Source organism: Streptomyces sp. SP18BB07 (genome assembly GCF_036322545.1).
GTDB lineage: Bacteria > Actinomycetota > Actinomycetes > Streptomycetales > Streptomycetaceae > Streptomyces > Streptomyces deccanensis.
Genome location: NZ_JAQYWT010000348.1, coordinates 63,683 through 90,384 on the forward strand (window position 1 = coordinate 63,683; position 26,702 = coordinate 90,384).

24 protein-coding genes and 1 pseudogene are annotated in these 26,702 nt (G+C 71.9%); 8 read left to right on the plus strand and 17 right to left on the minus strand.

What is annotated here, in order from left to right; all coding sequences use genetic code 11:
- Nucleotides 1–181 precede the first annotated feature (181 nt).
- Nucleotides 182–3,346, plus strand: coding sequence for an AfsR/SARP family transcriptional regulator (locus PUR53_RS33900; protein WP_329896907.1), 3,165 nt, complete (start codon nucleotides 182–184; stop codon nucleotides 3,344–3,346).
- Between the two features lie 171 nt (nucleotides 3,347–3,517).
- Nucleotides 3,518–4,138, plus strand: a complete 621-nt coding sequence (locus PUR53_RS33905) for a sigma-70 family RNA polymerase sigma factor (RefSeq protein WP_329910785.1) — start codon at nucleotides 3,518–3,520, stop codon at nucleotides 4,136–4,138.
- A 115-nt stretch (nucleotides 4,139–4,253) separates the two neighbouring features.
- On the opposite strand, the gene PUR53_RS33910 is transcribed toward PUR53_RS33905, so the two are convergent.
- The 4 genes from PUR53_RS33910 to ribA all read right to left on the minus strand — a co-directional run bounded on the left by PUR53_RS33910 (nucleotide 4,254) and on the right by ribA (nucleotide 8,444).
- The gene (locus tag PUR53_RS33910) at nucleotides 4,254–5,411 is read right to left on the minus strand and encodes a saccharopine dehydrogenase family protein (RefSeq protein WP_329896909.1); all 1,158 of its coding nucleotides are present in this window, start codon (nucleotides 5,409–5,411) and stop codon (nucleotides 4,254–4,256) included.
- Between the two features lie 7 nt (nucleotides 5,412–5,418).
- Complete coding sequence (locus PUR53_RS33915; protein WP_329896910.1) at nucleotides 5,419–6,459, minus strand: saccharopine dehydrogenase; 1,041 nt, start codon at nucleotides 6,457–6,459, stop codon at nucleotides 5,419–5,421.
- Nucleotides 6,456–7,601: an NAD(P)/FAD-dependent oxidoreductase gene (locus tag PUR53_RS33920; RefSeq protein WP_329896911.1), complete on the minus strand. Its 1,146-nt coding sequence runs from the start codon at nucleotides 7,599–7,601 to the stop codon at nucleotides 6,456–6,458. Before PUR53_RS33920 ends, PUR53_RS33915 begins: the two co-directional genes overlap by 4 nt.
- A gap of 183 nt (nucleotides 7,602–7,784) precedes the next feature.
- Nucleotides 7,785–8,444, minus strand: a complete 660-nt coding sequence (ribA, locus tag PUR53_RS33925; RefSeq protein WP_329896912.1) for a GTP cyclohydrolase II — start codon at nucleotides 8,442–8,444, stop codon at nucleotides 7,785–7,787.
- A gap of 78 nt (nucleotides 8,445–8,522) precedes the next feature.
- On the opposite strand from ribA, the gene PUR53_RS33930 reads away from it, so the two are divergent.
- Nucleotides 8,523–9,257, plus strand: a complete 735-nt coding sequence (locus PUR53_RS33930; RefSeq protein ID WP_329896913.1) for a creatininase family protein — start codon at nucleotides 8,523–8,525, stop codon at nucleotides 9,255–9,257.
- A gap of 113 nt (nucleotides 9,258–9,370) precedes the next feature.
- On the opposite strand, the pseudogene PUR53_RS33935 reads toward PUR53_RS33930, so the two are convergent.
- From PUR53_RS33935 to PUR53_RS33955, 5 genes and pseudogenes are all read right to left on the minus strand, one after another.
- Nucleotides 9,371–10,702, minus strand: a pseudogene (locus PUR53_RS33935) (lysylphosphatidylglycerol synthase transmembrane domain-containing protein); the annotation flags it as partial.
- Nucleotides 10,699–11,718: a methyltransferase domain-containing protein gene (locus tag PUR53_RS33940; RefSeq protein ID WP_329910786.1), complete on the minus strand. Its 1,020-nt coding sequence runs from the start codon at nucleotides 11,716–11,718 to the stop codon at nucleotides 10,699–10,701. The pseudogene PUR53_RS33935 and the gene PUR53_RS33940, both read right to left, overlap by 4 nt.
- The gene (locus tag PUR53_RS33945) at nucleotides 11,715–12,992 is read right to left on the minus strand and encodes a glycosyltransferase family 4 protein (protein ID WP_329896915.1); all 1,278 of its coding nucleotides are present in this window, start codon (nucleotides 12,990–12,992) and stop codon (nucleotides 11,715–11,717) included. The genes PUR53_RS33940 and PUR53_RS33945 overlap by 4 nt, the downstream gene beginning before the upstream one ends.
- The gene (locus tag PUR53_RS33950; RefSeq protein WP_215454295.1) at nucleotides 12,989–13,387 is read right to left on the minus strand and encodes a 6-pyruvoyl trahydropterin synthase family protein; all 399 of its coding nucleotides are present in this window, start codon (nucleotides 13,385–13,387) and stop codon (nucleotides 12,989–12,991) included. Before PUR53_RS33950 ends, PUR53_RS33945 begins: the two co-directional genes overlap by 4 nt.
- Before the next feature lie 169 nt (nucleotides 13,388–13,556).
- A complete protein-coding gene (locus PUR53_RS33955; RefSeq protein ID WP_329896916.1) occupies nucleotides 13,557–14,537 on the minus strand; it encodes a zinc-dependent alcohol dehydrogenase in 981 nt (326 codons plus the stop codon).
- Between the two features lie 107 nt (nucleotides 14,538–14,644).
- Between PUR53_RS33955 and PUR53_RS33960 the strand changes: the two genes are divergently transcribed.
- The gene (locus PUR53_RS33960) at nucleotides 14,645–15,475 is read left to right on the plus strand and encodes a CDP-alcohol phosphatidyltransferase family protein (protein ID WP_329910787.1); all 831 of its coding nucleotides are present in this window, start codon (nucleotides 14,645–14,647) and stop codon (nucleotides 15,473–15,475) included.
- A gap of 25 nt (nucleotides 15,476–15,500) precedes the next feature.
- Here the strand turns inward: PUR53_RS33960 and PUR53_RS33965 are convergent, their stop codons facing one another.
- On the minus strand, nucleotides 15,501–16,481 hold the full coding sequence (locus tag PUR53_RS33965; protein WP_329910788.1) for an NADP-dependent oxidoreductase: 981 nt from the start codon (nucleotides 16,479–16,481) through the stop codon (nucleotides 15,501–15,503).
- A gap of 81 nt (nucleotides 16,482–16,562) precedes the next feature.
- On the opposite strand from PUR53_RS33965, the gene PUR53_RS33970 reads away from it, so the two are divergent.
- On the plus strand, nucleotides 16,563–17,570 hold the full coding sequence (locus PUR53_RS33970; RefSeq protein ID WP_329910789.1) for a GlxA family transcriptional regulator: 1,008 nt from the start codon (nucleotides 16,563–16,565) through the stop codon (nucleotides 17,568–17,570).
- A 17-nt stretch (nucleotides 17,571–17,587) separates the two neighbouring features.
- Here the strand turns inward: PUR53_RS33970 and PUR53_RS33975 are convergent, their stop codons facing one another.
- Nucleotides 17,588–18,628, minus strand: a complete 1,041-nt coding sequence (locus PUR53_RS33975) for a LacI family DNA-binding transcriptional regulator (RefSeq protein WP_329910790.1) — start codon at nucleotides 18,626–18,628, stop codon at nucleotides 17,588–17,590.
- Nucleotides 18,629–18,822: 194 nt separating this feature from the next.
- Here PUR53_RS33975 and PUR53_RS33980 point away from each other — a divergent pair, with 194 nt between their 5' ends.
- Nucleotides 18,823–19,584 carry an SDR family oxidoreductase gene (locus PUR53_RS33980; RefSeq protein WP_329910791.1) on the plus strand — a complete coding sequence of 254 codons (762 nt, stop codon included), beginning with the start codon at nucleotides 18,823–18,825 and terminating at the stop codon, nucleotides 19,582–19,584.
- Between the two features lie 150 nt (nucleotides 19,585–19,734).
- Nucleotides 19,735–20,745, plus strand: coding sequence for a Gfo/Idh/MocA family protein (locus tag PUR53_RS33985; RefSeq protein ID WP_329910792.1), 1,011 nt, complete (start codon nucleotides 19,735–19,737; stop codon nucleotides 20,743–20,745).
- Between the two features lie 28 nt (nucleotides 20,746–20,773).
- On the opposite strand, the gene PUR53_RS33990 is transcribed toward PUR53_RS33985, so the two are convergent.
- The gene (locus PUR53_RS33990; RefSeq protein ID WP_329910793.1) at nucleotides 20,774–21,793 is read right to left on the minus strand and encodes a LacI family DNA-binding transcriptional regulator; all 1,020 of its coding nucleotides are present in this window, start codon (nucleotides 21,791–21,793) and stop codon (nucleotides 20,774–20,776) included.
- Nucleotides 21,794–22,107: 314 nt separating this feature from the next.
- Here PUR53_RS33990 and PUR53_RS33995 point away from each other — a divergent pair, with 314 nt between their 5' ends.
- Nucleotides 22,108–23,073, plus strand: coding sequence for a glycoside hydrolase family 6 protein (locus tag PUR53_RS33995; protein ID WP_329910794.1), 966 nt, complete (start codon nucleotides 22,108–22,110; stop codon nucleotides 23,071–23,073).
- A gap of 97 nt (nucleotides 23,074–23,170) precedes the next feature.
- On the opposite strand, the gene PUR53_RS34000 is transcribed toward PUR53_RS33995, so the two are convergent.
- From PUR53_RS34000 to PUR53_RS34020, 5 genes are all read right to left on the minus strand, one after another.
- Entirely contained in the window at nucleotides 23,171–23,434 is a 264-nt protein-coding gene (locus PUR53_RS34000) for a hypothetical protein (RefSeq protein WP_329910795.1), read from the minus strand.
- Nucleotides 23,431–24,249 (minus strand): phytanoyl-CoA dioxygenase family protein, encoded by an 819-nt coding sequence (locus tag PUR53_RS34005; RefSeq protein ID WP_329910796.1) that lies wholly within the window; start codon nucleotides 24,247–24,249, stop codon nucleotides 23,431–23,433. The genes PUR53_RS34000 and PUR53_RS34005 overlap by 4 nt, the downstream gene beginning before the upstream one ends.
- 120 nt (nucleotides 24,250–24,369) lie before the next feature.
- Nucleotides 24,370–24,582, minus strand: coding sequence for a DUF397 domain-containing protein (locus tag PUR53_RS34010; RefSeq protein ID WP_329910797.1), 213 nt, complete (start codon nucleotides 24,580–24,582; stop codon nucleotides 24,370–24,372).
- Entirely contained in the window at nucleotides 24,579–25,469 is an 891-nt protein-coding gene (locus tag PUR53_RS34015; RefSeq protein ID WP_329910798.1) for a helix-turn-helix domain-containing protein, read from the minus strand. Before PUR53_RS34015 ends, PUR53_RS34010 begins: the two co-directional genes overlap by 4 nt.
- Nucleotides 25,470–25,640: 171 nt before the next feature.
- Nucleotides 25,641–26,561 (minus strand): C40 family peptidase, encoded by a 921-nt coding sequence (locus PUR53_RS34020; RefSeq protein ID WP_329910799.1) that lies wholly within the window; start codon nucleotides 26,559–26,561, stop codon nucleotides 25,641–25,643.
- Nucleotides 26,562–26,702 lie beyond the last annotated feature (141 nt).

The following is a 26,702-nucleotide window of genomic DNA, read 5'->3' on the forward strand; positions in this document are numbered from 1 at the left end:
CACCCGCACCGGCCATCCCCTCTCGGCGGACAGCCCACCGCGACGAAAGCGCGCGGATGTCCAGGTGGGCCGGCGCCCGGTTTCCGTCACCGCGGGAGCGGTCGCGCACCTGTCCGCGGGCCATGGTCATGGGTGTGCCCCCGATGGTGGCGCCGTCGAGCGGGATTTCCGGATGGATGCGATGACAGCTGTGGGTCAGGGGCTCGACTTCGGTCTGCTGGGTCCGCTGGTGGTACGGCGGGCGGGCGCGGTCCTCGATCCGGGTCGGCGCAGGCAACGTCTGCTGCTGATCCGCCTGCTGCTCGCCGACGGCCGGGCGGTCGCGCCCCGGACGCTGTGCGAGGAACTGTGGCCGCAGCAACCGGGACGGACCCCGGGCGGAGCGTTGAACTCCCTGCACGCCCACGTCAGCAAGCTGCGCGCGGTCCTGGAACCCCAGCACCTGCGGGGGGATGCCGCGTTCGAACTGCTGGTCACCGAGCCCCTGGGCTACGCCCTGCGGGTGCCGCCCGAGAGCCGTGACACCGTACGCTTCGAGCGGTCCCTTGCCCGGGCCCGCCTTTTCATGGACCAGGGCCGGTCCGACCGCGTCGTCGAAGAGGCCCGGAACGCCCTGGAGTTATGGCGTGGCACCGCGTTCGCCGACGCGGCGCACCACCTGTTCGCCACCCAGGAGACAGCCCGCCTGGAAGAACTGCGGCAGACCGCACGCGAGATCCGCACCACCGCACTGCTCATGCAGGGGCGGATCACCGAAGCCCTCGACGCGGCACAGGAGTTGACCGCGGCGCATCCCCTGCGGGAAACCGGCTGGGCCCTGCTGCTGCGCGCCCTGTACCTCGCCGGCCGGCACCCCGAAGCGCTTCAGCGCTACACCGAACTGCGCCGGCACCTCGCCGACGAACTCGGCCTCGAACCAGGCCCGCCCCTGCGTGCCCTGCACCAGGGCATCCTCCACCACGACCTGCCACCCCTGCACTCAGCAGGCCAGTTGAACGGAGTCGGCGCGGCATCCGCCTCCGGCGGCTGCACCGAGCAGGGCCGCGAACCGACCGGGCCGGCCAGGTCCGGTGGGCGGGACGAGGGCGAGCCAGGTGCGCCCGCCGACCAGGCCGCCGGCGACGCGGCAGACCGGTCCGCGGCACGTCCCGCCCCGGCCGCGGAGGAGGAAGCCACGCCGGCGCCCCTGGCGCCTCCGGCTCAACTGCCGGGCAGCCTCCCGGTGTTCGCGGGGCGGGCCGCCGAGGGGGCGTGGCTGTCGGCCGTGAGCGGTGCACCGGACCGGCCCGGACCGACGGCTGCCTCCGTCGTCGTCATCAGCGGTACTCCCGGTGTCGGCAAGACCACCTTCGCCGTCCATCACGCCCACCGCGTCGCCTCGTCCTTCCCCGACGGACAGCTCTTCGTCAACCTGTGCGGCTTCCACCCCCACGCACCCGCCGTGGACCCCGGCGCCGCTCTGCACGGCTTTCTCACCGCCCTCGGCGTTCCCGCTCAGCGCATCCCGGAAGACACCCCGGCCCGCAGCACGCTCTTCCGCAGCCTCCTCGCCGACCGGCGGATCATCCTGGTCCTGGACAACGCCCGCGACGAGCAGCAAGTGCGCCCCCTGCTTCCGGCGGGGGCGGGCTGCCTCACCTTGGTCACGAGCCGCAACCGGCTTCCCGGCCTGATCACCACCGACGGCGCCAAACCCCTCATACTTCCGCTGCCCTCGCAGACCGAGGCCCACCAAGCCCTCGAACGACGTCTGGGAAGCGAGAGACTGGCCGCCGAGCCGGCCGCCACCACCGAGATCATCCGCCTGTGCGGACGGCTCCCCCTGGCCCTGGCCGTGGTCGCCGCCCGCGCCGAACTCGAACCGTCCTTCCCCCTGCACGCCATCGTCGACGACCTGCGGCACACTCCCGGCGACCTCGACGCGTTCACCGGCTTCGACAGCAGCACCGACGTGCGCGCCGTCTTCTCCTGGTCCTACCGGTCCCTGGACGAGGACGCCGCCCGGCTCTTCCGCTTCCTGGCCCTGCACCCAGGCCCCCACATCACGGCGCCCGCCGCCGCCGGCCTCGTCGGCCTCCCCCTCGCCCGGACCCGCCGCGCACTCGCCGTCCTGACCGGTTCCTGCCTCCTGGAACAGCCGCTGCCCGGCCGCTACAGCCTGCACGACCTCCTCCGCGCCTACGCAGGCGAACTCACCCAGATCCACGACACCGCCCAGGAACGCCACGACGCCACCCTGCGGGTCCTGGACCACTACATGTTCACCGCCTACGCGGCCAACCAGCTCCTCAAGCAGGACACGACGGCCGAACTCGACCTCGGGGTGCCAGGCCCGGGCGTCACCCCGGAGAAGTTCACCGGCGCCCAGCAGGCAACCCGGTGGTTCACCGCCGAGCACCGGGTACTGGCCGGCCTGCTGCACTGCGCCGTGAGCCAGGAGCTCGACCACCACACCACCGGACTGGCCTGGTCGCTCAAGGAACATCTCCAGCGCCAGGAGTTCTGGCCCGAAGCCATCACCGCGCTGACCCCCGCCCTCGAAGTGGCCCGGCGCCAGGGCAACCGGCTCGAAGAGGGCCGGTGCCTGCGCCATCTCGGCAGCATCCACGCCTATCTCGGCCATCAGGAAGAAGCCCTCCAGCACCTGCGACGCGCCACCGCGATCTTCGAGCAGCTCGACGCGACCGGCGATCAGGCGCGAGCCCACTACGTCATGGCGTGCGCGCTGTTCCTGTTCGGCCGGATCCAGGAGGCCGTGACGTTCTCCGAGCGGGGACTGGAGCTGTCCCGGGCGACCGGTGAGGAGTTGTGGCTGGCCGAGTGCCTTCTCGAACTCGCCTGGTTCCACTGCAACCTGGGGCAGCTGGAGAAGAGCCTCCAGTACAGCGAGGAGGGCATCGCCCTGTTCCAGCGCCTGGACGCGCCGTGGCAGCTGGCCCAGGGGTGGGACATCGTGGGCCACATCCTCCGTGCGCTCGGCCGTCACGAGGAATCGGTGGCCACCTACCAGCGGGCGACGCGGGCGTTCGAGGAACTGGGCGACCACAGGAACGCCATCGGCACCCTGATGCGACTCGGGGACACCCGGCTGGTCCAGGGCGACCGGGAGGGCGCACGAGCGGACTGGGTCAAGGCCCTCGAGAACGCCGACGAGCGGGGCATGCGCCACAGCGCCCAGCAGGTCCGCGACCGGCTCACCGCCCTGGACATGGATGCGGACCCCTTGCCGGCCGTGCCGGAGAGGGCGGCCGGAAGCCATCGTCTGCCGGTTCCGCACAGCGGTGGTCCCGCGCACCAGGACCCCGGCCGGCACCGCACCGGACAGCAGGACGCGGCGAAGCCGTGACCCGATCACAGGTGCTGTTCCTTCCCGTCCTGTGAACGCCCGGGACAGGGCGGCGGTTCACGACAAGAAGACGACAAGGTTCGGCCAAGGGCCCCCCACGAGTGTTGAGCCACTCGACCGCGCATGCGGGAGAGCAGGCCACAAACACTTGAACAGGAACGGGCACCACCCATGAACGGAATCATGGAAGCGAGGACCACCACCCTCGCTCCGCCTCCGGCGCACCCCCGGCACGTCCCATCGGACACCGACTGCGATGCCTTCGTGCGAGAGGTCTACGACCGGTACGGGCCTCCGCTCGTCCGGTACGCCACGCGGCTGCTCGACGGAGACTGGCACAAGGCGGAGGACATCCTCCAGGAGACCGCGACCCGCGCCTGGAAGCACGGTCGTTTCCGGTGCAACCGCGGCGACCACATCAGGCCTTGGCTGTTCACCGTGGCGAGGAACCTCGTGATCGACCACCATCGGGCCCGGCGCAACCGGCCGTTGGAGCTCATGCCGGTCGAGGACCTGGACGCGTCCTGGGACAGCACGGAATCGACGATCACCACCCATGCGGTGCGTAAGGCCCTGCGGGAACTGAACGAGCAGCAGCGGACCGTCATCCGCCTCATGTACCACCTGGAGTGCAGCGTGGCCCAGACGGCCGAGCACCTCGGTGTCCCGCCCGGCACCGTGAAGAGCCGCGCCTTCTACGCCGTGCGGGCACTGCGCAAGGCGCTGGAGAAGCAGGGTGTTCTCGCGGCGCCGCGGCGAGACCGTCCGATGCGTACCGAAGAGGCGGCGTGACGCGACCACCCGCTGCGGCAAGCCCGGATACTGTCAGCCGAAGTCGCAGGCCATGACGACGCACCACAAACCAACCAACGATCAACCAACAACCAACCCACTTTGCGGACGCGACCTAAAACCTGGCGACGCTCGCCCTGAAGTCCACACCCACCCGCGCCAGTTCGGTCAGCCAGGCCTCCGCGCGCTCGCCCGTCTCCGCCGCCCTGCTCAGGCCCGGTGGCAGGGAGCCGTCCAATATGTGTCCCACGCCGAGGGCCAGGGGGCGGGACACCAGGCGAGCCATCGCGCTCTCCTCCTCGGTGCCGACGGCGTCGAGGAGGTAGCGGCCGGACCACTGCTCGCCCGCGTCGGTGCGCACGTCGAGGGAGACGGCGAGGACGACCCGGTCGCGGTCGGCGTCGGTGGTCGGGTGGCGGGCCGCGAGGTCGCGGGCCAGCTCCGCGATGCGCCCGTCGTCGCCGCGTTCGAGTTCCGCGAAGACCGGCGCCCAGGCGGTGAGCCAGCCGTCGAGACGGAGGGTGCCGCGCACGAAGGTCCTCGGTGTCCAGGCCGACGGCAGGCCGTACTGGGCGACGAAGGGGACGCTGTCGCGGTTGGGGTAGGCCTCGAAGGCCTCGCCGTCGACGACGTGGGCGCGGGTGGCCGTCCAGGGGCGGTCGGCCGTCGTCACGGCGCCGTCCTCGATGTAGCGGGCCGGTGAGCGCAGGGCGCTCAGGACTCCGGCCGGGGCCCAGCTGAAGCGGTACCGGAAGTCGTTGGGGACGGCCGGGACGCCGCCGCAGTACGAGGTGAGGGTGTACGTGGCGGGGGTCTCGGGCCCGATCGCCCGGGTCGCACGGTCGATCAGGCTGTGCGCGAAGAGGTGGTCCACGCCCGGGTCCAGGCCCGCCTCGGTGAGGACGGTGACGCCCGCCGCCTCGGCCGCCGGTACCTGCTCCAGGACCGCGTCCGAGACATAGCTGGAGCAGGCGAAGTGGGCCCGCGCCCCGACGCAGGCGGCGAGCAGCGGCGCGTGGTCCGGTGCCGGGAGCATGGAGACCACCACGTCTCCCGGCGCGAGGTCCGCCACGAGCGCGGGCAGTGTGTACGCACGGGGCTCGGCCCTGCCCGTCAGACCGCGTGCGGCCAGCGCCTGCTCGGCGCGCTCCTCGGTGCGGTGCCACAGCCGCACCCGGGCGGCCGTGTCGCACAGCGCCGCCAGGCCGCTGCCCGTGGACAGTCCGGCACCGACCCAGTGGACGGTGCCGCTCGCGGGGACCACCTCGGTCATCGGGCAACTACCCTTCTGTGAGGCCCAGTTCGGCGCTCGCCCGCCGGAATCGGTCAAGGCAGCGCCCCCACGCCCCACCCGTCTCGAAGTCCAGCAGCTGCGGCAGCAGCGCGGCCGAGAAGTCGGTGCTCGCCTCGCGGGGCAGCAGGGAGGGCAGGTTGTCGATGGCGATGAGATCGAGCGGGGGGTGCTCGCGCAGCCGGCGGACCGGGTGGTCCCACTCGGTGGTCGTGTCGTAGACGGGCAGGACGTTCATGGGTGAGCCGACGTCGACCGTGACGTCCGAGAGGGTGCGCAGCCGGCGGTCCGGTCCGTCGAGGTCCTTGTCCGTCAGGAACGGCGGGACCGGACTGGTCGTCAGGACGGTGTTGACCAGCAACTCGTGGGCCAGCAGGGCCGGTCGGTCCAGGTCACGGGTCTCGGCCAGGTCCCAGCAGGTCGGCTCGACGCCCGCCTCACCGAGCGCGGCCCGCGCGCCCCGGCCGCTGCGCCCCAGCGCGCCGATCACCAGCGCGGTCAAGTCACCCCTGGACGCCCGGAGTTCGGCCTCCATCTCCTCCTTGGTCGTGGGGACGAGCGGAGCCCGCAGTGCGCCCCGGTGGTGGAGCACGGCCAGGGCCGCGCCCAGATAGCCCGCCCAGAAGCCGAAGGCGGCGAGCCGACGGCCCTGGTCGTCCACCAGATACTCCAGGTCCAGCAGCGCCCCGCCCCCGGCCGCGAACCTGCGCAGCAGCGCCTCGGCGCCGGGCTGGCCCTTGTAGGCGTGCCCGAAGAAGACATGACGATGAGTCAATTCAGCAGGCATGTCCGGCAGTTCCTTGAGGCCCACGATCACCGCGCGCGCCGACGCCGACACCCACGAGCCCGGCTCTGCGACCTGGCAGCCGGCCTGCTCGTACTCCTCCCGGGGGAAGATCCGCTGAGGGGAGTCCTCGACGGTGATCCGTACGCCGCTCTCGACCAGCCGCCGGGCGTCGGACGGCACGATCGGGGTGCGGCGTTCGGTGGTGCGGGTCTCGTGGCGGAGCCACAAGTGCAGATCGGTCATACGAGGTTGGCCTCCGGGCGCAGCGCGTCGGCCGTGAACCGGTCGACGTTCAAGGGGCTGATGTCGACGAAGGGTACGCGGCCCAGGTACAGGTCGCGGACCACCTCGCCGACCGCCGGGCCCTGGAGGAAACCGTGGCCGGAGAACCCGGTCGCGTACAGGAAGCGGGAGCAGGAACCGGCCTCGCCGATCAGGGCGTTGTGGTCCGGGGTGATCTCGTACAGGCCCGCCCAGCCGCCCGTGCGGCGCAGGTCCAGGAGGGAGGGGGCGCGGCGCTGCATGGCCTCGTACAGGCGGGGGATCCAGCGGTCGTGGGTGTCGGTGGCGAAGCCGGGGCGTTCGTCGGGGTCGGACATGCCGACGAGGAGGCCGGGGCCCTCGGTGTGGAAGTAGAGGCTGCTGGTGAAGTCGATCGTCATGGGGAGGTTCGGCGGGAGTCCGGGCACCGGCTCCGTCACGGCGATCTGGCGGCGCAGGGGTTCCACCGGGAGGTCGACGCCGACCATGGCGCCGACGGACCGGGACCAGGCGCCGGCCGCGCACACGACCGTGTCGGTGACGATCCGGCCCTTGCTCGTGACCACGGCCGTGATCGTGTCCCGCCAGGTCTCGATGCCGAGGACCTCGCAGTTGCGCAGCACGGTCGCCCCGTGACGGCGGGCCCCGGCGGCGTAGCCGTGGACCACCGACTCGGGAGTGCAGTGCCCGTCGTCGGGCGAGAACGCGGCGGCCAGCAGGCCCTCGGTGGAGATCAGCGGGGAGAGCCGCCGGGCCTCTTCGGGGTCCACCATGCGGCTGGGCACGCCCAGGTCGTTCTGGAGCTGGACGCCCGCCTCGAACTGGGCGACCTCGTCGGGGGTCGTCAGGAGGAAGAGATAGCCGACGCGGTGCAGGCCGATGTCGTGGCCCAGTTCCTGCCGGAAGCGGCCGAACGCCTCCAGGCTCCGGGCGCCGAGCTGGATGTTGAGTTCGTCGGAGAACTGCGCGCGGACCCCGCCGGCGGCCCTCGCCGTCGATCCGGAGGCCAGTTCGTCGCGTTCGACGAGGACGACGTCGTCCACTCCGGCGGCGGCCAGGTGGTAGGCGATGCTCGTCCCGATGACACCTCCGCCGATGACGACGACCCGTGCGCTGCGGATCACGAACGCTCCCTTCGTCCGACCGTGGTCGCGATGCCCGACGGTGTCAGGTCTTCCACCCGGGGCGAACGTTCATGCGGGGCGCCGGTGGACTTGCCCGAAGGGGCAGCGCGCGCGGGCCTCCGGCGGGCGCGGCGGCCGGTGTCGGAGTCGCCTCCGAGGCGGCCGCCGCGCGGATCCCGGCGCTCAGGACGAGTGGACCACCGCGTCCAGGTGCGGCAGGTAGTGGTCGAGCCGCTCCCGCTTGGTGCGCAGGTAGGTGATGTTGTCCTCGCACGGGGTGATGAGCAGCGGCACCTGCTCGGAGACCTTGATGCCGTGGCGCAGCAGCGCCTCCCGCTTGCGCGGGTTGTTCGACATCAGCCGGACCGACCGTACGCCGAGATCGTGCAGCATCTCGGCCGCCACCCGGTAGTCGCGGGCGTCCACCGGCAGACCGAGGGCGAGGTTGGCCTCGACGGTGTCCAGGCCCTCCGCCTGGAGCTTCATCGCCTGGAGCTTGGCGAGCAGGCCGATGCCGCGACCCTCGTGGCCGCGCAGATAGACGAGGACGCCCCGCCCCTCGGCGACTATCGTCCGCAGCGCGCTGTCGAGCTGTTCGCCGCATTCGCAGTGCTGCGAGCCGAACGCGTCACCGGTCAGGCACTCCGAGTGCAGCCGGATGAGAATTCCCTCACCGCCGCTGATGTCGCCGTACACCAGCGCCACTTGTTCTTCGCCGCGGTCCTGGTCGAGATAACCTACGGCCTCGAAGTCGCCGTAGGTGGTGGGCAGGGGCGCGTTCACCACACGTACGGCGCCGGAGGACTGGGCATTCGTGCCGAGTACACCAACATTTTCTGTCATGATCTGGTTCCTATCTGGTGAGTCCTGACGTCATGCGAAAATGACGGAGCATCAGCAGAGACGAAAGGCCGTGAAGAGATGAGCAGTTCGAGTCTTGTACCGACGGACACCACCGCGGACGTCCGGGCGCGGGGGGCGGCGGCGGGCCGGCAGGTCGCGGTGCTTCCGGTCGGCAGCTACGAGCAGCACGGTCCGTATCTGCCCCTGGCCACCGACACGCTGGTCGCCTGCGCGATAGCCCGGGAGATAGCCGCCGCGTACCCGGTGCACCTCCTGCCGCCCGTGACCATCGCCTGCTCGCACGAGCACGCGGCCTGGCCCGGCACCGTCAGCATCTCCGCGACGACGCTGCACGCGATGGTGCGGGACATCGCCGCGTCCCTGCGCGGGTCGGGCGTCGAGGCGCTGGTGGTGGTGAACGGACACGGTGGGAATTATGTGCTGGGAAATGTCGTTCAGGAATCCACCGCGGCGGGACATCGAATGGCGCTTTTCCCGGCGATGGAGGACTGGGACGCCGCGCGCGAACGGGCGGGCGTACAGACCTCGTTGCTCAGTGATATGCATGCGGGAGAAATTGAGACCTCCATACTTCTGCATTGCCATCCCGAATTGGTCCGTCCCGGTCACGAGACCACCGATTTCCTTGCCGACGACCGCCGTCATCTCCTCTCCCTCGGTATGTCGGCCTACACCGATTCCGGTGTGATCGGCCGTCCGTCCCTGGCGTCCGCCGCGAAGGGGAAGGAGTTGCTGGCAGGGTTCGTGGAATCCTTCGGGGCGTACTTCTCGTTGGTCACCGCGGACGACTGACGGCGGGCTCGCAGGGAGCCGTACCAGCGTCCGACGAGCACGAGCGCGCCCGGCAGGGCGGCCGCGAAGCTGAGCACACCGTAGACGACGGCCACGGTCAGCCCCTGCGAGGCGCCCAGTCCGGCGGCGCCGAACGACCAGGCGGTGACGCCCTCCCGGGGGCCCCAGCCGCCGACGTTGAGCGGCAGGCTCATCGCGATCAGGGCCAGCAGCGCGAGGGGCAGCAGTTCCCGCGCGCTCGCGGCGGAGCCGGCGACATGGGCGGCGAGCAGGAACGTCGCCACGTATCCGGCCAGGACCGCCACGGACGAGATCAGCACGGCGGGCCCGCTGTCGCGGTGCAGCAGCACGCCGCGCGCCTCGGTGAGGACGGCCCTGATCCTGCGGCCCCGGCCCCCTCCGGACGCGCTCGGCCTGCGGCCCATGCGGACCGCCGCCCAGATCGCCAGCGCGCCCAGCGCGGCGAGTGCCGTCACTCCGGCCGCGTGGCGGGTCTGCTCCAGCACCGGGGACGGCAGCACCAGCAGGACCGTTACGCCCACGACTGCCAGCACCAACTGGCCCGCGGTGCGCTCGATCACCACCGCGCGCACGCCCCGGCCCATGTCGCCGGAGCTCTGTCCGTGCCGCACCGCGCGGTGCACGTCGCCGAGGACACCGCCGGGCAGCGCCGCGTTGAGGAAGAGCGCCCGGTAGTAGTCCGCGACGGCCGGACCGAGCGGCAGCCGGAGCCCGAGCGACCGCGTCACCGCGCACCAGCGCCACGCGCTGAACACCGTGGTCAGCACGCCGATGCCGACGGCCGCCGCGAGCGTCCCGGCGTCGATCCGCCGCAACCCGTCGACGAACACGCCGGTACCCATCCGCCAGAACACGACCACGAGGATCACCGTCCCGGCGAGGGTGCCGAAGTGGGTACGCAGGGCGCGGACGAACGGGGAGGCGGGTCGGGAGGTGAGGGGGCGTTCCGGTGCCGCGGAGGGCGCCGGGGTTGCCTCGGAGGACGCAGGGGTTGCCTGGGGGGACGCCGGGGCTGCCTGGGGGGACGCCGGGGCTGCCTGGGAGAGGGCCGCTGCGGCCCCGACCCGGCTCCGGCCACCGGCCGTGTTGTCGGCCACGGGCACCGCGCCGGCCACGTCCGCGACATCCACCGTGCCGGCCCCGTCCACCGCGTCGGGCGCGGCCGGGGGCGTCGCCGCTCGGTCGGCCCCGTTCGTGTCGGAGGCGGTCGCCGAGGCCGTGGCCTCCGGCGGGCGCGTGTCCGCTGCCGTCGTCGTGGGCGGTGGTTCGGGTGAGCGTGTGCCGGGTGTGAGCGCGCGGACCCGCGCCCGCGCGGCCGGTGTGCCCGCCTTCACTCGGGCGCGAACTCCGCGCGGGCGTACGCGTATGCGGTCGCCCGTCGTCGGTGGATGGGTCTCGACCGTCTCCTCCACCGGTGCCGTCATGAGGCTCCGCCCGTCGGCCGGGGCAGCGCCAGGAGGTCGCTGTGGTGGACGACGACGCGGAGTTCACCGGCGGCGTTGGCCGCGAGGCGGTCGCGGAGGTAGGCGTCGGCGCGCCCGGCGAGTTCGGGGCGCTGCTCGCAGGCGGCCCCGACCCAGCCCCGCAGCCACTCCTCGGTCAGCGCGGTGTGCCGTGTGTCGAGCTGCCAGGGGCTCGGGTTGACCCGGACCGTGGCACCCCGCTGGGCGAACGCCTCGCACGCCGTGGTGATCGCGTCCGGACCGAGCAGATCACTCGCGCGCTGGTGGGCGTTGAACGCCTCGGCGATCTCGGCGTCCATGGGGTGCGCGGGGACGAGGTCCACGCGGCCCACGACCGAGAGCGTCAGCAGCGCGGGGACTCCGGCGCCCGCGCAGGCCGCCGCGAGCGCCTCGATCTCCTCGCGGGTGAGGACGTCGAGCAGCGCGGACGCCGTCACCAGCGAGGCACCGTCGAGGTCGGCCGCCGTCAGCCGGCCGATGTCACCGCGCCGCGTGGTGACCGTGACCGGGCTGCCGTCCGCGGCGGCGCGCGGCGCCCGCGCGACGGCCAGCCGCAGCAGGTTCGGGTCCTGGTCGTGCAGCACCCACCGCTGGGCGCCGTCCAGTCGGGGCGCGAGCCAGCGGCCCATGGAGCCGGTGCCGCAGCCGAGGTCGTGCACGGTCAGCCCGGTGGCACGACCGGGCAGGTTCGCGAGGCGGATCCGCAGCGGGTCCAGCAGATCCACCGCACGGGCGTCCGCGTCGGCGCTCTCGCGCAACTCCAGCCACTGCGGCGCGTACTGGTGGTCCTCGGGCGCCGGTGTGTCTCCCCCGCGTCCCGCCATGCTCAGCACCCCGCCGACGGGGGCCCCGGCGGCGACACCGGCCGGCCCGGCCGCCGCGGACGTACCCGAAGAGCCCGTCGCGCCCGTCGGCAGCGATCCGCCCGTCGACAGGGGTCCGCCCGCGGACATGGTCATATCGGCAGAAGTGGTCATGCGGCCCTCCGAGGTTCGTGCCGCAGCCTGCCCAGCACATGGGCGAGGCTGCGGGCCGTGGTCGCCCACCCGTCCAGTGCGGCCCGGCGCCCGCGCGCCGCCGCCTTCAGCCGGCGCCGTACGTCGGCCTCCCCGAACCAGCCGCGCAGCTCCGCCGCGATGGCCGCGGGGTTCTCCGGCGGGACGAGGATGCCGGGCACCCCGCCGTCGGGGGCGCGGCCGACGGCCTCGGGGAGACCGCCGACGTCCGTGGCGAGAACGGGGATGCCGCGCGCGAGGGCTTCGGTGACCGCCATGCCGTACGTCTCGGCGTAGGAGGTGAGGACCATCAGGTCGGCGGCGGCGTAGCTGGCGTCGAGTTCCGCGCCGGCCTGCGGTCCGGCCAGGTGGAAGCGGTCCTCCAGGCCGAACTTCGCGATCAGCGAGCGGATGTGGTCGACGTACTCCGGGTCCTGGTCGAGGCCGCCGACCAGGACGCAGCTCCAGCGCAGTTCGGTGACGGTCGCGAGGGCCTCCACCAGCCGGTGCTGCCCCTTGCGCGGGGTGACCGCGGCCACGCACAGCAGCCGGGAGACGCCGTCGGTGCCGGAGGCGAGGGGCGCGATGTCGGCGCCGGGGGCGGCCACATGGACCCGCTCGGGGGCGAGCCCGTGGTGGGACACGAGTCTGCGGACCGCCCATTCGCTGGTCGCGATCACGGCGGACACACCCCGCAGGGTGGTGCGCTCCTTGGCGTCGAGTTCGGCGGCGAGTTCGGGCTCCAGGCCGGTCTCGTCGCCGAGCGGCAGATGCACCAGCACGGCCAGGCAGAGCCGTTCGGCCTCGGGGAGGATGATCTCGGGGACGCCGCAGGCGACCAGCCCGTCCAGCAGGACGACCGTACCGTCGGGGAGTTCGCTCAGCGTGCGGGCGAGTTCGGCGCGGGCCGTCTCGTCCGGGCGCGGCCAGCTGCCGTCGATCGCGTGCTTGTGCACCTGCCAGCCGAAGCCGGGCAGGTCGAGGCAGATCCGCCGGTCGTAGGCGTTGCCGCCGCTGGGCCGGGTGGGGTCGTCGACGCCGCCCGGCATCACGAAGTGCACGGAACGCAGCGACATGGGGATGATCGCGGCGTTCTTCAGCGCCGCGTTCTGCACGGGCACATAGCCGAGCCTCACTTGCTCTTCCCCGTTCGCCTGAGCCCCGCCCTTCACCTGGGCGCCGTTCACACGGGCCGCGGCACCGGCTGCCTGGGCGGTGGTGCCGACGGCCGCCCGGTCGATGGTCACGTCGGTCACAGGGCACGCTCGTAACTCGCCCAGGCGATGTGCGACTCGTGCAGGGTGACCGTGAGGCTCGCGATGCCCTTGGCGTTCTCCCCGAGGGCGCCCTTGTGGATCCGCTCGGCGAGCCGGTCCGCGATCACCTTGGCCAGGAACTCCGTGGAGGTGTTGGTGTTGGCGAAGGCGGGCTCGTTGTCGAGGTTGCGGTAGTTCAACTCGCTCACCACGGCACCGAGCTCCTGGGTGGCCAGCCCGATGTCTACGACGATGTTGTCGTCGTCCAGTTCGGCGCGCCGGAAGGTGGCGTCCACGAGGAACGTGGCGCCGTGCAGGCGCTGCGCGGGTCCGAAGACCTCCCCGCGGAAGCTGTGGGCGATCATGATGTGATCGCGAACGGTGATGCTGAACAACGGACGACCCTCCAGTGCGGTACGTCTGCCCCCGGGCCGGGGCATGCCGTGTAGTACGGCTGCTCCCTACCCGTTGTTCAGCCGAGTTTTCCGGTTTCTTCGGAGGTCAGCGTTTCGTTCGGGCAGTTCAGGGGCGGGTGGGGCGAACCGGAACGCTCAACTCAGGGGCTCACTCGACGTCGTAGCGCACCCGGTGGCACATCCCGGGCAGCTCTCCGCTCGCGAGCTTCGGCAGGACGTCCGGGAGTTCCTCGAAGGCGCACTCCCCGGTGACGAGGGCGTCGAAGCGCGCGTCGGCGAGGAGTTCGAGGGCGAGCGCCAGCCGGTCCGCGTACGTACGTCCGACGCGTCCGGCCGGGGAGACGGTTCCCACCTGGCTGCTGCGGACGGTGAGCCGGCGTGAGTGGAAGGCCTCGCCGAGCGGCAGGGCGATGCGGCGGTCGCCGTACCAGCTCAGCTCGATGACCGTGCCCTCGTCGGCGAGGAGTTCGAGGGAGCGCACGAGGCCCTGTTCGCTGGCGCTGGCGTGCACGACGAGGTCGCACTCGCCCAGCGCCTCCTCGGGCAGCGCGAAGTCCACACCGAGGGCGCGGGCGATGTCGGCGCGCGCCGGGTCCGCGTCGACGAGCTGGACGCGCACGCCCGGGTAGCGCGCCAGGAGCGCGGCGACCGAACAGCCGACCATGCCGCCGCCCACGACGGCGATCCGGTCCCCGATGAGGGGCGCCGCGTCCCAGAGGGCGTTGACGGCGGTCTCCACGGTCCCGGCCAGCACGGCACGCGCCGCCGGAACCGACTCCGGCACGACGGTGACGGCGCTCACCGGAACGACGTAGCGGCTCTGGTGCGGATACAGACAGAAGACGGTCCGGCCGAGCAGTGCGTCGGGCCCCTCTTCCACCCGACCGACGCTGAGATAGCCGTACTTCACGGGAGCGGGAAAGTCGCCCTCCTGGAAGGGCGCGCGCATGGCCGCGCGCTGGTTCTCGGGCACTCGGCCGCGGAACACGAGCGTCTCGGTGCCCCGGCTGACTCCTGAGTACAGCGCGCGGACCAGGACCTCGCCGTCGGCGGGCGTCGCGAGGGTCTCCTCGCGGATCTCACCCTCCCCGGGGGAGCGTAGCCAGAAGGCATTGGCTGTCGGTTTCATGTGCGTCTCCGTGAACGGTCGAGCGGTTCGCCACGTACGCAGCGGTGGAAGTTCGCGGACACGGTACGCGGCGATGATCCACTTGTCACACGTTCGGAAGGTATGCGGTGGCCCTGATCAACACATACGACGGCCGGCTGTTGCTCTCGGAGACGACCGTGGGCGCGGGCGCCCAGGTGCTGCTCCTCGCCTTCCTGGGCACGGCGATCGGACTGGGCCCGGCGGGCTGGCTGACCGGGCTGGCCTTCGGGCTCGCCACCTGGGCGGTCCTCAACCGCGCCCTGCTGCGCACCCGGACCCGAACCTTCGGCCCCGCGAACCGCGTCACGCTCGGCAGGGCGATACTCGTCGGCGCCGTCACCGCGCTGGTCGCCGACTCCTTCCAGAGCTCGCCGCCGGTCTCGCTCTTCGTCGGTCTGACCGCCGTGGCGCTGATCCTGGACGGCGTCGACGGCAAGGTGGCCCGTCGGACGGGGACGTCGACCGCGCTGGGCGCCCGCTTCGACATGGAGGTCGACGCGTTCCTGATCCTGGTGCTGAGCGTGTACGTCTCCATGTCGATGGGCCCGTGGGTGCTGCTGATCGGTCTCATGCGGTACGTCTTCGTGGCCGCCGCCAAGGTCGCCCCGTGGCTGAACAACTCCCTGCCGCACAGCATGGCCCGCAAGACGGTCGCCGCCGTCCAGGGCGTGTTCCTGCTGGTCGCCGCCTCCGGTCTGCTGCCGTACGCGGCGGGCTTCGGCTTCGTCGCGCTGGCCCTGGGCTCGCTGCTCTGGTCGTTCGGACGGGACATCGTCTGGCTGTTCCGCAACCGCGAGGGCGTCGCCGGGCCGACGGCCACAACGGCGGCCACGGTCACGGCCACCGTGCACGAGACGGTGACCGTGACCATCGACCCGGCCGTCGAGCGCCGGGCGGCCGAGCTCGTCACGAGCTGAGCCGGACAGGACCCACGCCGAAACTTCAGCCGACCGTGAGGACGATCTTTCCGGTCGTCCGGTCGGTCTCCCCCAGGGCGTGTGCCTTGGCCGCCTCGGCGAGCGGGAAGGTCGCGTCGACATGGGCCCGCAGCTTCCCCTGCTCGACGAGTGCCGCGATGGCCCGCATCCCCGCGTGGTCGGCCTCGACCAGCAGCTTCTCCAGCCGTGCGCCCCGCGCGGCGGCCCTCGCGGCGTCCTCCTCCCCGCCGACCGGCAGGATCGAGACGAGGGTGCCGCCCTCCCCGAGCACGTCCACGGATCGCGTGCGGACGTCCCCGGCGAGGGTGTCCAGCACGACGTCCACCTCCTCCCCGGCCACCTCCACGAAGTCCGTGGTCCGGTAGTCGATCAGCTCGTCCGCGCCCAGCTCGCGCAGCAACTCGTGCTTGCCGGCACTGGCCGTACCGATGACGTACGCGCCCCGCGCCTTCGCGATCTGCACGGCGAGATGGCCCACTCCCCCGGCGGCGGCGTGGATCAGGACCCGCTGCCCCGCCCGGACGTCGGCGGTGTCGACGAGCGCCTGGTACGCGGTGAGCGCGGCCAGCGGCAGCGCACCCGCCTGGACGTGGTCGATGTTCGACGGCTTGTGGGCGAAGGCCCGGGCGGGCGCCTTGGCGTACTCGGCGTACGCGCCCGCGCCGTACGGGTACGGCAGCATGCCGAACACCTCGTCGCCGGGCTTGAACAGGGTGACCCCGAGGCCGACCTCCTCGACGACGCCCGAGACGTCCCAGCCCAGCACCGGCAGCGGCTCGGGGTGCCACAGTCCGAAGGAGCGGTTCTTCCAGTCGGTCGGGTTGACGCCGGCCGCGTGCACCCGGACGAGGATCTCGCTCATCCTCGGCACGGGACGGGGCAGTTCGGCCTCCCTCAGCACCTCCGGTCCCCCGAAGGCGTCCTGGGTCATCGCTCGCATGGTGGTCTCGTCGCGGCTGGTGTCGTGCGCGGTGGTTTCGGTCATGCGGTCCAGCCTGCTGGGAACCGACGATCACGACAATGGCACGATGGCCATCATTCGATGAGATCGTGCCACACTGGTCGGATGAGCCGCATGACCGGTCGTACGACCTCCCCGCACCGTGTGGTGGTCCTCGCGCTCGACGGGGTCTACCCCTTCGAACTCGGCGTCCCGAGCCGTATCTTCGACGCGACCGAGGGGCTGTACGAGGTGCTGACCTGCACCGTCGACGGGCGCCCGGTGCGTTCAGCGGCCGACTTCGCCATCGCCGTCGAGCACGGCCCCGAGGCGCTGTCCACGGCCGACACCGTGATCGTTCCGTCGTTCGGCGTCTCCCCGGCGGCGGCCCGGCTGGTCTCCACCGAACTGCCGGAGCCCGTGGCGGCGGCCCTGGCACGGATCCGGCCCGGCACCCGGGTGGTGTCCATCTGCACGGGCGCCTTCGTCCTCGCCGCGGCCGGTCTCCTCAACGGCAGGCCCGCGACGACGCACTGGGCGCTGGCCGAGCTGTTCCGGAGCCGCTTCCCGCAGGTCGACCTGGACCCGGACGTCCTGTTCGTCGACGACGGCGACATCCTGACCTCGGCCGGCGCCGCCTCCGGCATCGACCTCTGTCTGCATCTCGTGCGCCGGGACCACGGCAGCGAGGTCGCCAACCGGGTCGCTCGCCGCTGCGTGGTGCCGCCGTGGCGGGAGGGCGGCCAGGCCCAGTACATCGAACAGCCCGTCCCCCAGGATCCGGCCAGCGGCACCGCGGCCACCCGGCAGTGGGCCCTCGAACACCTCGACGCGCCCCTCGCCCTGGCCGACCTCGCCCGGCACGCCCGGATGAGCCTGCGCACCTTCACCCGCCGCTTCAACGACGAGGTCGGCGTGAGCCCCGGCCGCTGGCTCGTCCAGCAGCGGGTGGCCCGCGCCCGTCATCTCCTGGAGTCCACCGACCTCCCGGTCGACGAGATCGCCGGCCACGTCGGCTTCGCCACCGGCACGTCGCTGCGCCAGCATCTGCACGCGACGATCGGCGTGTCCCCGCTGACGTATCGGCGTACGTTCCGCGCCACGGCCGAGGTGCCCGCCCCGGCCGGCCGGTGACCACCGGCCGGCGACCGCTAGCCGGTGACCGCTCCCGCCCCCGGTGGCATGTTGTACGGCGTCACCACCTGGATCGCCGACGGCAGGAACGGGCCCTCGTCGGGGAGGGCCTGATGGGCACGCATGATCGTCTGACAGGCGCGGCGCACGTCCTGGCGGAGGTCGTGGTGGAGCACGGCGGAGAGCCGATGCTCGCGCAGCAGCCGGGTGTTGTCGTGGTCGAGGTCGTGGGCGACGAAGACATGCGGCGCACGGCCGAGCGCGGCGAAGGCGTCGAGCGTGGCGGTGTTGCCGCCGCCGATGGAGTAGACGGCGGCGATCTCCGGCTCCCGCTCCAGCGCGTCGAGGACGAGGTCGCGCTGGGTCGCGTCGAGGCCGTCGCTGTCGGTGACCTCCACGAGGGTCCGCTGCGGCGCGACCGCCCGCATCACCCCGCGGAACCCCATCTCGCGCTCCTCCTCGTTGCGGTAGAAGCTGCGGCTGATCGTCACCAGTACGGCGCCCGGCCGGTCGCCGAGCCATTGCCGGAGCAGATACGCGGCGGTCGCCCCGGCGGCCCGGTTGTCGATGCCGACGTACGCGCCGCGCGGGCTGCCCGGCAGGTCCGTCACGAAGGTGACCACCGGGATCCCGGCCGCGACCAGCCGTTCGACGGCGGCGGTGACCTCGGGGACGTCCGGCGCCTTGAGGATCACGCCCTGCGAGCCGCGCCGCCCGATCCGGTCCAGCACCCGCACCATCTCCGCGGCCGACCCCGTCTCCCGGAAGTGGAAGCGGGACCGTACGACCGCCGGGTGCAGGGACGGCAGCTCGGCCTCCAGGGCCTCCCGGACGGCGGTGGAGAACCGCTCCGGGGTCTGCATCACGATGTCGACCATGAACGTACGGCCGCCGATGCGCACCTGCGTCCGCTGCCGGTCCAGGTCCCGCACGGCCTGGTGCACCTCGCGGGCGGTGCTCTCGCGCACCCCTCCCCGGTCGTTGAGGACCCGGTCGACCGTGGCCTGGCTCAGCCCGGCCTGCCGGGCGATCTCACGGATCGTGTAGGGGTGCGCCATGCGGTGTGTCCTGGATCTCGACGGTGGGCCCGGTGAGCCGGATGAGGGGTTTTTGATGGTCCGCTGCGGGTTGTACGAGGGGCCCGCCGCCCCAAGACTGACAGAGGCGGAGGCGCTGTGAAAGGCCCTACGACCAGGACCGCCACAGGCCCCGGCACGGCCCGCCGGAGCCCGTCGAAAGGAATCACCCTCACATGGCACTACTGGAGGACAAGGTCGTCCTCGTCAACGGCGGCAGCCAGGGCGTCGGCGCGGGCGTCGTCCGGGCGGCCCTGCGGGAGGGCGCGACCGTCGTGTTCACGGGGCGCCGCGCCGAGGTCGGCGAGCGGTTCGCGGCGGAGACCGGCGCGACGTTCGTCCGGGCCGACCTGGCGGACCCCTCGCAGGTGCGCGACGCCGTGGAGCGGGCGATCACCGCGCACGGCCGGGTCGACAGCCTCGTCAACGCGGCCGGCCTGACCTCACGCGGCTCGCTCCTCGACACCTCGCCCGAACTCTTCGACGCGCACATCGCGATCAACCTGCGGGCCCCCTTCTTCGCCATGCAGGCCGTGGTCGAGCACCTGGTGGCCCGTGCGGCGCCGGGCACGATCGTCAACATCGGCTCGAACTGCGCGCACGGCGGCCCGCCGTTCCTGGCCCCGTACTCCGCCGCGAAGGCCGGCCTCGCGGGCCTCACCCGTAACGCCGCCCACGCCCACCGCTGGGACCGGATCCGGATCAACGACCTCAACATCGGCTGGACGGAGACCGAGGGCGAGGACGCGATCCAGCGCGAGTTCCACGACGCGGGCGACGACTGGCGGGAACGGGCCGCCGAGCGCCTCCCGATGGGCAAGCTCGGCCAGGTCGACGAGATCGCCGACTTCGTGGTCTTCCTCCTCTCCGACCGCAGCGGCGTGGTCACCGGCTCGGTGATCGACTGGGACCAGAACGTCGTAGGCGCCCAGGACTGACCGCCCCACCCGCCTTCCCCCTCACTTCCCCCTCACTTCCCCCCGCTTCTCCTGCTTCTCCTGCTTCTCCTGCTTCTCCTGCTTCTCCTGCTTCTCCTGCTTCTCCTGCTTCTCCTGCTTCTTCAGCACATCCGAAAGGGACTCTCGATCATGCGCATTGGCATCCTGGGGCTGGGCCGCATCGGCGCCTTCCACGCCGGGACTCTCGCCGGGCTGGACGTCGTGGAGGAGCTGGTGGTCTCCGACCCGCTGGCCGCCGCGGCGCAGGCGGCCGGCGAGAAGTTCGGCGCGACCGTGGCCGACTCGCCCGAGGCGGTGTTCGCCTCCGGGATCGACGGTGTCGTGATCACCGCCGCCACCGACGCGCACCCGGGGCTGATCCTGGCCGCCGTCGAGGCGGGCATCCCGGTGTTCTGCGAGAAGCCGGTGGCGAAGACGGTCGAGGAGAGCCTCACCGTCCTGCGCGCCGTGCGCGAGAGCGGCATCGAGGCCCAGATCGGCTTCAACCGCCGCTTCGACGCGGGCTGTGTGGCCGCCCGCGAGGCCGTCCTCAGCGGTGAGCTGGGCGCGCTGCACACCGTACGGTCGACCACCCTCGACCCCGCCCCGCCGCCGGCGGCCTACGTCGCGGTGTCGGGCGGCATCTTCCGGGACTGCGCGGTGCACGACTTCGACGTGGTGCGCTGGGTGACGGGCCGTGAGGTCGTCGAGGTGTACGCGACGGGCGGCAACAAGGGCGCGGAGTACATCAAGGAGGCGGGTGACGTCGACACGGCGTCCGCGCTGCTCACCTTCGACGACGGCACCATCGGCGTCATCTCCAACACCCGTCACAACGCCCGGGGTTACGACGTCCGTCTGGAGGTCCACGGCATGAAGGACAGCGTCGCCGCCGGCCTCGACGCCCAGCTCCCGCTGCGCTCCGCCGAGCCCGGCGTCACCTTCCCCTCCGGTGTGCCGCACAACTTCTTCATGGACCGCTTCGCCCCCGCCTACCGCGCCGAACTCACCGCGTTCACCGAGGTCGTCGCCGGCACCCGCACCTCCCCCTGCACGGTCGCCGACGCCCTGGAGGCCAGCTGGATCGCCGAGGCGGCGACCCTGTCGGTGGCGGAGCACCGGCCGGTACGACTGGAGGAGTTGCGCAAGGACGCCGCCTGAGCGGCCCGAACGAAACGTCGGACGCGGGTCAGGCGCTGCGGCGGGTGACCAGACGGGTGGGCAGGATCAGCGGGGTGGGGTCCTGCCCGTGGACGAGCGCGACGAGCATGCGCGCCATCTCCCGTCCGAGCGCCGCTATGGGCTGGTGGACGGTGGTGAGCGGCGGATCGGCGATCCCGGCCACGGCCAGGTCGTCGAAACCGACCACGGCGACGTCGGAGGGCACCTGCCGCCCGGCCTCGCGCAGAGTGCGCAGCGCCCCCGCCGCCATGTTGTCGCCGGCGGCGAACACCCCGTCCAGGTCGGGATGTTCCGCCAGTGCAGCGGCCATGGCCGCTGCTCCGCCGGGCTCGGTGAAATCCCCTGCCCGCGGCGGGAAGGGATCGAGGCCGGCGGCCAGCATGGCGTCCCGATAGCCGCGGTACCTGGCACGCCCCGCCTCGGTGTCCAGGCGCCCGCAGATCGTGGCGATGCGCGTCCTGCCGCGTGCGAGCAGATAAGCGGTCGCCTCGCGGGCACCGCCGGTGTTGTCGACGTCCACGTACCAGCGGGGAGCGGGCCCTACGGGACGCCCGCCGAACACCACGGGGATGTCCGCCTCCTCGGCCGTCCGGGCCAGCGGATCGCCTTCGCGCAGCGCCATCATCATGACGCCGTCGGCGCCCTTGCAGCGGATCAGTTCCGCCACCCGCTCGCGGCCCCGGTCGGAGGCGGCCAGGCACAGCATCAGATGCAGGTCGGCCTCCTCCAGCGCCGCCGACGCCCCCACGATCACCTGGGCGAAGAACGGATCCGCGAAGATCGACGGTTCCTCTCCCGACACGACCAGGGCGGCGGCTCGCGTCTGACGGGTGGCCAGGGCGCGGGCGCTCGGATTGGGTACGTAGCCGAGTCGCCGGACGGCCCGCTCGACCGCCTCGCGTTTGCCGCGGCTGACGTGCGGTGCGTTGTTGAGGACGCGCGAGGCCACGGAGCGGGAGACACCCGCGAGTTCGGCCACGGCGTCGAGCGTGGGCTGCCGACGCGGTGGATCGCCCGCCAAGACCATGCGCCTCTCCCCCCGGCCGAAAACGCCGAAACCGCCGAAGTCTGGGAGCGCTTCCGGTCAAAGGGACCGTAGAGCCTCGAACTCGCCCTGTACAGAGGGCGATTCACACCTCGGCTCTTGACAGTCCTACCAGTCAGCCACACGATACCGACCACACCCCCTAGCTCCTCAGCGCCACAGGCACTACTGGGAGCGCTCCCAATGGGAGCGCTCCCAACCCTTCGGCACGTCGAACCACCGCACTTCCTCAGCGCGTCGCACGCTCGGGACGAGAACGTGCGACGCATCCCCGCCAGGAATTCCGAGGTGATGTCATGCGCCGCAGGCTCCGCGCCCTGATGGCAGCGCTCTGCTCGCTGCCGCTCGCGCTCGCCGCCGCTCCGTCCGCCCATGCCGCCGACCCGACCAGCATGACCAGCGGGTTCTATGTGGACCCCGACAACAGCGCGAAGCGGTGGGCCGCCGCCAACCCCGGTGACGGCCGGGCGTCCGCGATCAACGCCTCCATCGCCAACACCCCGATGGCCCGCTGGTTCGGCGCGTGGAGCGGCTCGATCGGCACTGCCACGGGCTCGTTCACGGGCGCCGCGGACAGCCGGGACAAGCTGCCCGTTCTCGTCGCGTACAACATCTACAACCGCGACTACTGCGGCGGGCACTCCGCGGGCGGGGCCTCCTCGCCGTCCGCCTACGCGAGCTGGATCTCCCAGTTCGCCGGCGGCATCGGCAACCGCCCGGCCCTGGTGATCCTGGAGCCGGACTCCCTCGGGGACTACGGCTGCATGAACCAGGCGCAGATCGCCGAACGGCAGAGCATGCTCAGCGGTGCCCTCTCCCAGTTCAGCCGTCAGGCGCCCAACACCTGGGTCTACATGGACGCCGGCAACCCCGCCTGGACGGACGCCGCGACCATGGCCAAGCGACTGCACGAGGCGGGCCTGCGGCAGGCCCACGGCTTCTCGCTGAACATCTCCAACTACCTCACCACGGGCGAGAACACCGCCTACGGCAACGCGGTGAACAGCCAGCTCAGTGCCCGCTACGGCTACACCAAGCCGTTCGTCGTGGACACCAGCCGCAACGGCAACGGCTCCAACGGCCAGTGGTGCAACCCCTCGGGCCGCCGTATCGGCCCCGCCACCCAGATGGGCGGCGGCGCCGAGATGCTGCTGTGGATCAAGGTGCCGGGCGAGTCGGACGGCAACTGCGGTGTGGGATCCGGCTCCTCGGCCGGTCAGTTCCTGCCCGAGGTCGCCTACAAGATGATCTACGGCTACTGACCACGCCCCCCACCCACTGATCCAGGACTCCCGTGGCCCGGTCCGCTGCCCCGCGACCGGGCCACGGGCTCGCCGTCAGCCGGTGGAGGTCTCGGCGTCAGCCGGGAGAGGTCTCCTCCAGCCTCTCGAAGAAGAACTCGTGCTTCAGGAACGAGACGTCGTACTCGTGGCCGGGCCGGGGCGGCAGGAGCTGCGACGCCTGGAAGAGGCGCCACCCGTCGAGCCCCGTCGGGTAGGGCGGCTCGTCGCTGTCCCCCGCCGTCGGACGGGTCCGGCCGGTCCCGTCGTACCGGGACCAGCCCACGACCGGGGAGTCGAGTGCCGAGGTCGACAGATACAGGACCAGGACCTGTTGCCTCATGCGTGACTCCTCATCGCGGGCTGGTTGCTGACGCGCGTGACCCAGTACTCGACGTCGAACGACTCGTCACCGGTCAGGGCCCGCCACAGCAGGACCCGGTTGTAGATCTCCAGGCGGCCGGTGGCCTGCTCGTACCACGGGAAGGAGGTGTCCAGCTCCGCCGTGACGGCCGGGTCGTGCAGGTCGCCGGTGTCCCAGAGGCGCACCTGGGGCACGGTCGGGTTGAGGCGCAGTTTGTACATGAAGCGACGGCGCGCGGTGTCGTTGCGGCGGCCGCCGTGCCAGATGCCGTGGTGCACGAGGACGACCGTGCCGGCCGGGCAGGTCAGCCGGGTCTGCCCCCGCAGGTTCTGGACGCGGCCGATGTCCGTCTCGTTGATCCGGCGCAGATGGCTGCCGGGCACGCTGAGGGTGCCGCCCATCTCGGCGGTCACCTCGTGCGGGTAGTACATGAGCTGGATGTCGAACGCGTCCGGCCGTGCGTCGATGATCGCGTCCGCGTGGAGGTCCTGCGCGTGACCCTCGTGGGGCTCGCGGACGTGCACGGCGTGGTGGTCGACGGTCGGTTCGGGTCCGACCAGACTCTCCACGGCACCGGCGACGACCGGCAGTTCGAGCAGCGCGTGGACGAAGGTGTCGGGCGGGAACGCCGCGCTCAGCGGGGTGCCGTACGGCACTCCCGGCAGGCCCTCGGCCAGCGCGGCGACAGCCCGTTCGTTGATGTTCCGCGGCACCACCCCGTCCAGGCGCAGGAATCCCTGCGCGACGAAGCGGGCCACCTGAACCGAGCTCAGGAGGTGCTTGCTGGTTGGCATACGACGAACGTACGGACCCCGCCCGGCCCTGTAGTGGGCTGAAATCTCCCTGTGGTGGTCCATTTCCGTGACCTGTGCGGCCGGTGGGCGCCCCGAACGGGAGGCGCCCACCGCCGTGGTCTACGCGATGAGGTCCGCCGGTCGGCGTCCTTCGTGTCCCACGAACCCCACGAACCGCGACCACTCCTCGCGTCCTACCGCGAAGTGAGGAAGCGCCAGGTCCTTGGAGTCCCGTACGCACACGGCCCGCCGGGTGACGGCGACTTCGACGCAGTCGTCACCCTGGCTGCCGCTGTAGCTTGACTTGAACCACGCCAGTTCCGTCGTGCTCATAGGTCCAGATCCCCTCGGAGTCGCTCCAGCAGCACCCGCGAATCCCTGGCATTCAGGGCCTGCGAGCGCAGTGTGTCATAGCGCTGCTGGAGCAGGCTCACCTCTTTCGAGTCGGAGATCAGACGGCCGTTCTGCTGTCCCTCGGAGTACGCGAGCCGCTGCCCCTGCGGCGTCTCCAGCAGTCGCACCGGTCCGTCGAGGCACGCGTGCAACCCGGCCTCCAGCGGCACGATCTGGAGCGTCACATTGCGCGGCGCGCTCAGCTCCAACACGTGGTCGAGCAGCCGCCGCATCCGCGCGTCGTCCCCGAACCGCCGCCGGAACACATGCTCCTCGACGATGAAGCTGAACGGTGTCGTCGGCCGCTCGAACAGCATCCGCTGACGCTCCATCCGGCGGTCCATGAAGCTGTCCAGCTGGTCGTCCGGTGTCACCGGGACGGTCCCCTCGAAGACCGCCCGCGCGTAGTCCCTGGACTGCAACAGCCCGGGGACCAGCCTGCATTCGTACGTGCACAGGCTCACCGCGACCCGCTCCAGCCGGGCCCACTGGCGGAACCAGGCCGCCAGGCCCACGTCCCCCCGCCCTCGCGTCACATACTGTGACGACTTGCGCAACGCCCCGGTGTTCCCCAGCAGTTCGTCGGCCCGCCGCACGTAGTTCGCGTCCGGCATCCGGCGTCCCTGCTCCACCGATTCCACCGTGTGCCGGGAGAAGCGGACGAGATCCGCGAACTCCGCCCGGCTGTAACCCGCGTGCTCGCGCAGCGCCTGTGTCACGGCGCCCCACGTCCGCAGGCTGTCCGAGGGGTCGGGTTCGCGGTCCACCGCAGTCCCCTCGTCGGCCACTGCCTCGTCGTAGTCGTTGCCCATGCCGCCGCCCGTCATCCGCGGCCACCTCCGGTCTTCGTGCGCTGTGCCCCCATGCCCCGACGGCACCCACAGTGACGGGAGGACGTGCGTACTGTCCACAGAATGTGCCCGTACGCTGACGCAGCGTACGGGCCGGGTGACGCTCGTACCGCTGGCCGCCCCCCAACGGCCACCGGGACGAGGCTGTCAGGTGACGGGGGGCACGTCCTTGCAGTCGGGTACGCCCGCCAGCCAGGCCGGTCCCTTGATGTAGATGTTGGTGACCCAGGCCCGGTAGTCCGGAAGGTAGGACCAGACGTCGTTCTCGTAGCCCTCCGCCCTGACCATTTCCGCGTGCTTCTGGCAGTACACGCGGATGGTGGTCGAGTACGGGAAGGCGTAGACGCGGTCGGCCCCGAGGCTGGGCTGGGCCTTGGTCCAGACGCCGGTGCCCCACGTCTGGTGGATGTGGCCGGTCGGTTCGCCGGTGTTGACGCGGACGGCGCCGAAGTAGGTGCTGCCCAGGCGGACGTCACTGACCATCAGCTTGGTGCCGGACTGCCTGGCCTCGACCATCTTGCCGGCGCCGAGGTAGATGGCGATGTGCTGCATGTCCTTGGAGTCCTTGCCGTAGGCGAGGAGATCGCCGGGCAGCAGCGGGGCGAGACCCTGGGCGGCGGTGAAGCGGGCGGCGGCGCGGTGCGTGTAGAACTGCTGGCTGGCGACGCCGTTGAGGATGTCCGTGCCACCGGTGGCCTGGGCGTACGCGTACCGGACGAGGCCGGAGCAGTCGAACCCGCGCCGCTCGGGGTCGTGCTCGCTGGCCGGGTCGCTGGGGTCGACCTGCCCGTAGGTGGCCCCGGGGTTCGCGCCGTGGCCGCCGCCCCAGGTGTACCAGGTGCCGGCCGCGACCTCGGCGCACGCGGCGGCGATCGCCCGCTCGGCGGCCGCGGACGCGCCGGGGGCGAGGGGGCGGCAGTCGCCGGCGGCGGGAGCGGCGGGTGCCGCCTGGGCGGTGGCGGACGTGGCCACCGGCGCCCAGAGGAGGACGGCCAGGAGTGCGATCAGTGTGCGTGTGATCAGTGTGCGTGTGATCAGTGTGCGGTTGAGTCCGGTCCGGCTCACCATGCCGGGACCCCCGATTCCTGTTTGACGTGGATCATGTGGTCGTTGCGGTCGTGCGGTGCGGTCCTGCGGTCGTGCAGCAGATTGCCGTTCCGCGGCCCCGTCGTGGAGGCATGAGGTGTCGCCCCCTTCGATCGGGCAACC

Excerpts from the sequence above, each read along its gene's own strand:
- PUR53_RS33910 (WP_329896909.1), bottom strand. The coding sequence starts at position 5,411 with ATGACCGAGGTGGTCCCCGCGAGCGGCACCGTCCACTGGGTCGGTGCC.
- PUR53_RS34020 (WP_329910799.1), bottom strand. The coding sequence starts at position 26,561 with ATGGTGAGCCGGACCGGACTCAACCGCACACTGATCACACGCACACTG.
- PUR53_RS33900 (WP_329896907.1), top strand. The coding sequence starts at position 182 with ATGACAGCTGTGGGTCAGGGGCTCGACTTCGGTCTGCTGGGTCCGCTG.
- PUR53_RS33955 (WP_329896916.1), bottom strand. The coding sequence starts at position 14,537 with ATGAAACCGACAGCCAATGCCTTCTGGCTACGCTCCCCCGGGGAGGGT.
- PUR53_RS33965 (WP_329910788.1), bottom strand. The coding sequence starts at position 16,481 with ATGACCGAAACCACCGCGCACGACACCAGCCGCGACGAGACCACCATG.
- ribA (WP_329896912.1), bottom strand. The coding sequence starts at position 8,444 with ATGACAGAAAATGTTGGTGTACTCGGCACGAATGCCCAGTCCTCCGGC.
- PUR53_RS33940 (WP_329910786.1), bottom strand. The coding sequence starts at position 11,718 with ATGACCACTTCTGCCGATATGACCATGTCCGCGGGCGGACCCCTGTCG.
- PUR53_RS33915 (WP_329896910.1), bottom strand. The coding sequence starts at position 6,459 with ATGACCGATCTGCACTTGTGGCTCCGCCACGAGACCCGCACCACCGAA.
- PUR53_RS33995 (WP_329910794.1), top strand. The coding sequence starts at position 22,108 with ATGCGCCGCAGGCTCCGCGCCCTGATGGCAGCGCTCTGCTCGCTGCCG.
- PUR53_RS33930 (WP_329896913.1), top strand. The coding sequence starts at position 8,523 with ATGAGCAGTTCGAGTCTTGTACCGACGGACACCACCGCGGACGTCCGG.
- PUR53_RS33990 (WP_329910793.1), bottom strand. The coding sequence starts at position 21,793 with ATGGTCTTGGCGGGCGATCCACCGCGTCGGCAGCCCACGCTCGACGCC.
- PUR53_RS33905 (WP_329910785.1), top strand. The coding sequence starts at position 3,518 with ATGAACGGAATCATGGAAGCGAGGACCACCACCCTCGCTCCGCCTCCG.
- PUR53_RS34005 (WP_329910796.1), bottom strand. The coding sequence starts at position 24,249 with ATGCCAACCAGCAAGCACCTCCTGAGCTCGGTTCAGGTGGCCCGCTTC.
- PUR53_RS34000 (WP_329910795.1), bottom strand. The coding sequence starts at position 23,434 with ATGAGGCAACAGGTCCTGGTCCTGTATCTGTCGACCTCGGCACTCGAC.
- PUR53_RS33980 (WP_329910791.1), top strand. The coding sequence starts at position 18,823 with ATGGCACTACTGGAGGACAAGGTCGTCCTCGTCAACGGCGGCAGCCAG.
- PUR53_RS33985 (WP_329910792.1), top strand. The coding sequence starts at position 19,735 with ATGCGCATTGGCATCCTGGGGCTGGGCCGCATCGGCGCCTTCCACGCC.
- PUR53_RS33975 (WP_329910790.1), bottom strand. The coding sequence starts at position 18,628 with ATGGCGCACCCCTACACGATCCGTGAGATCGCCCGGCAGGCCGGGCTG.
- PUR53_RS33970 (WP_329910789.1), top strand. The coding sequence starts at position 16,563 with ATGAGCCGCATGACCGGTCGTACGACCTCCCCGCACCGTGTGGTGGTC.
- PUR53_RS34015 (WP_329910798.1), bottom strand. The coding sequence starts at position 25,469 with ATGACGGGCGGCGGCATGGGCAACGACTACGACGAGGCAGTGGCCGAC.
- PUR53_RS34010 (WP_329910797.1), bottom strand. The coding sequence starts at position 24,582 with ATGAGCACGACGGAACTGGCGTGGTTCAAGTCAAGCTACAGCGGCAGC.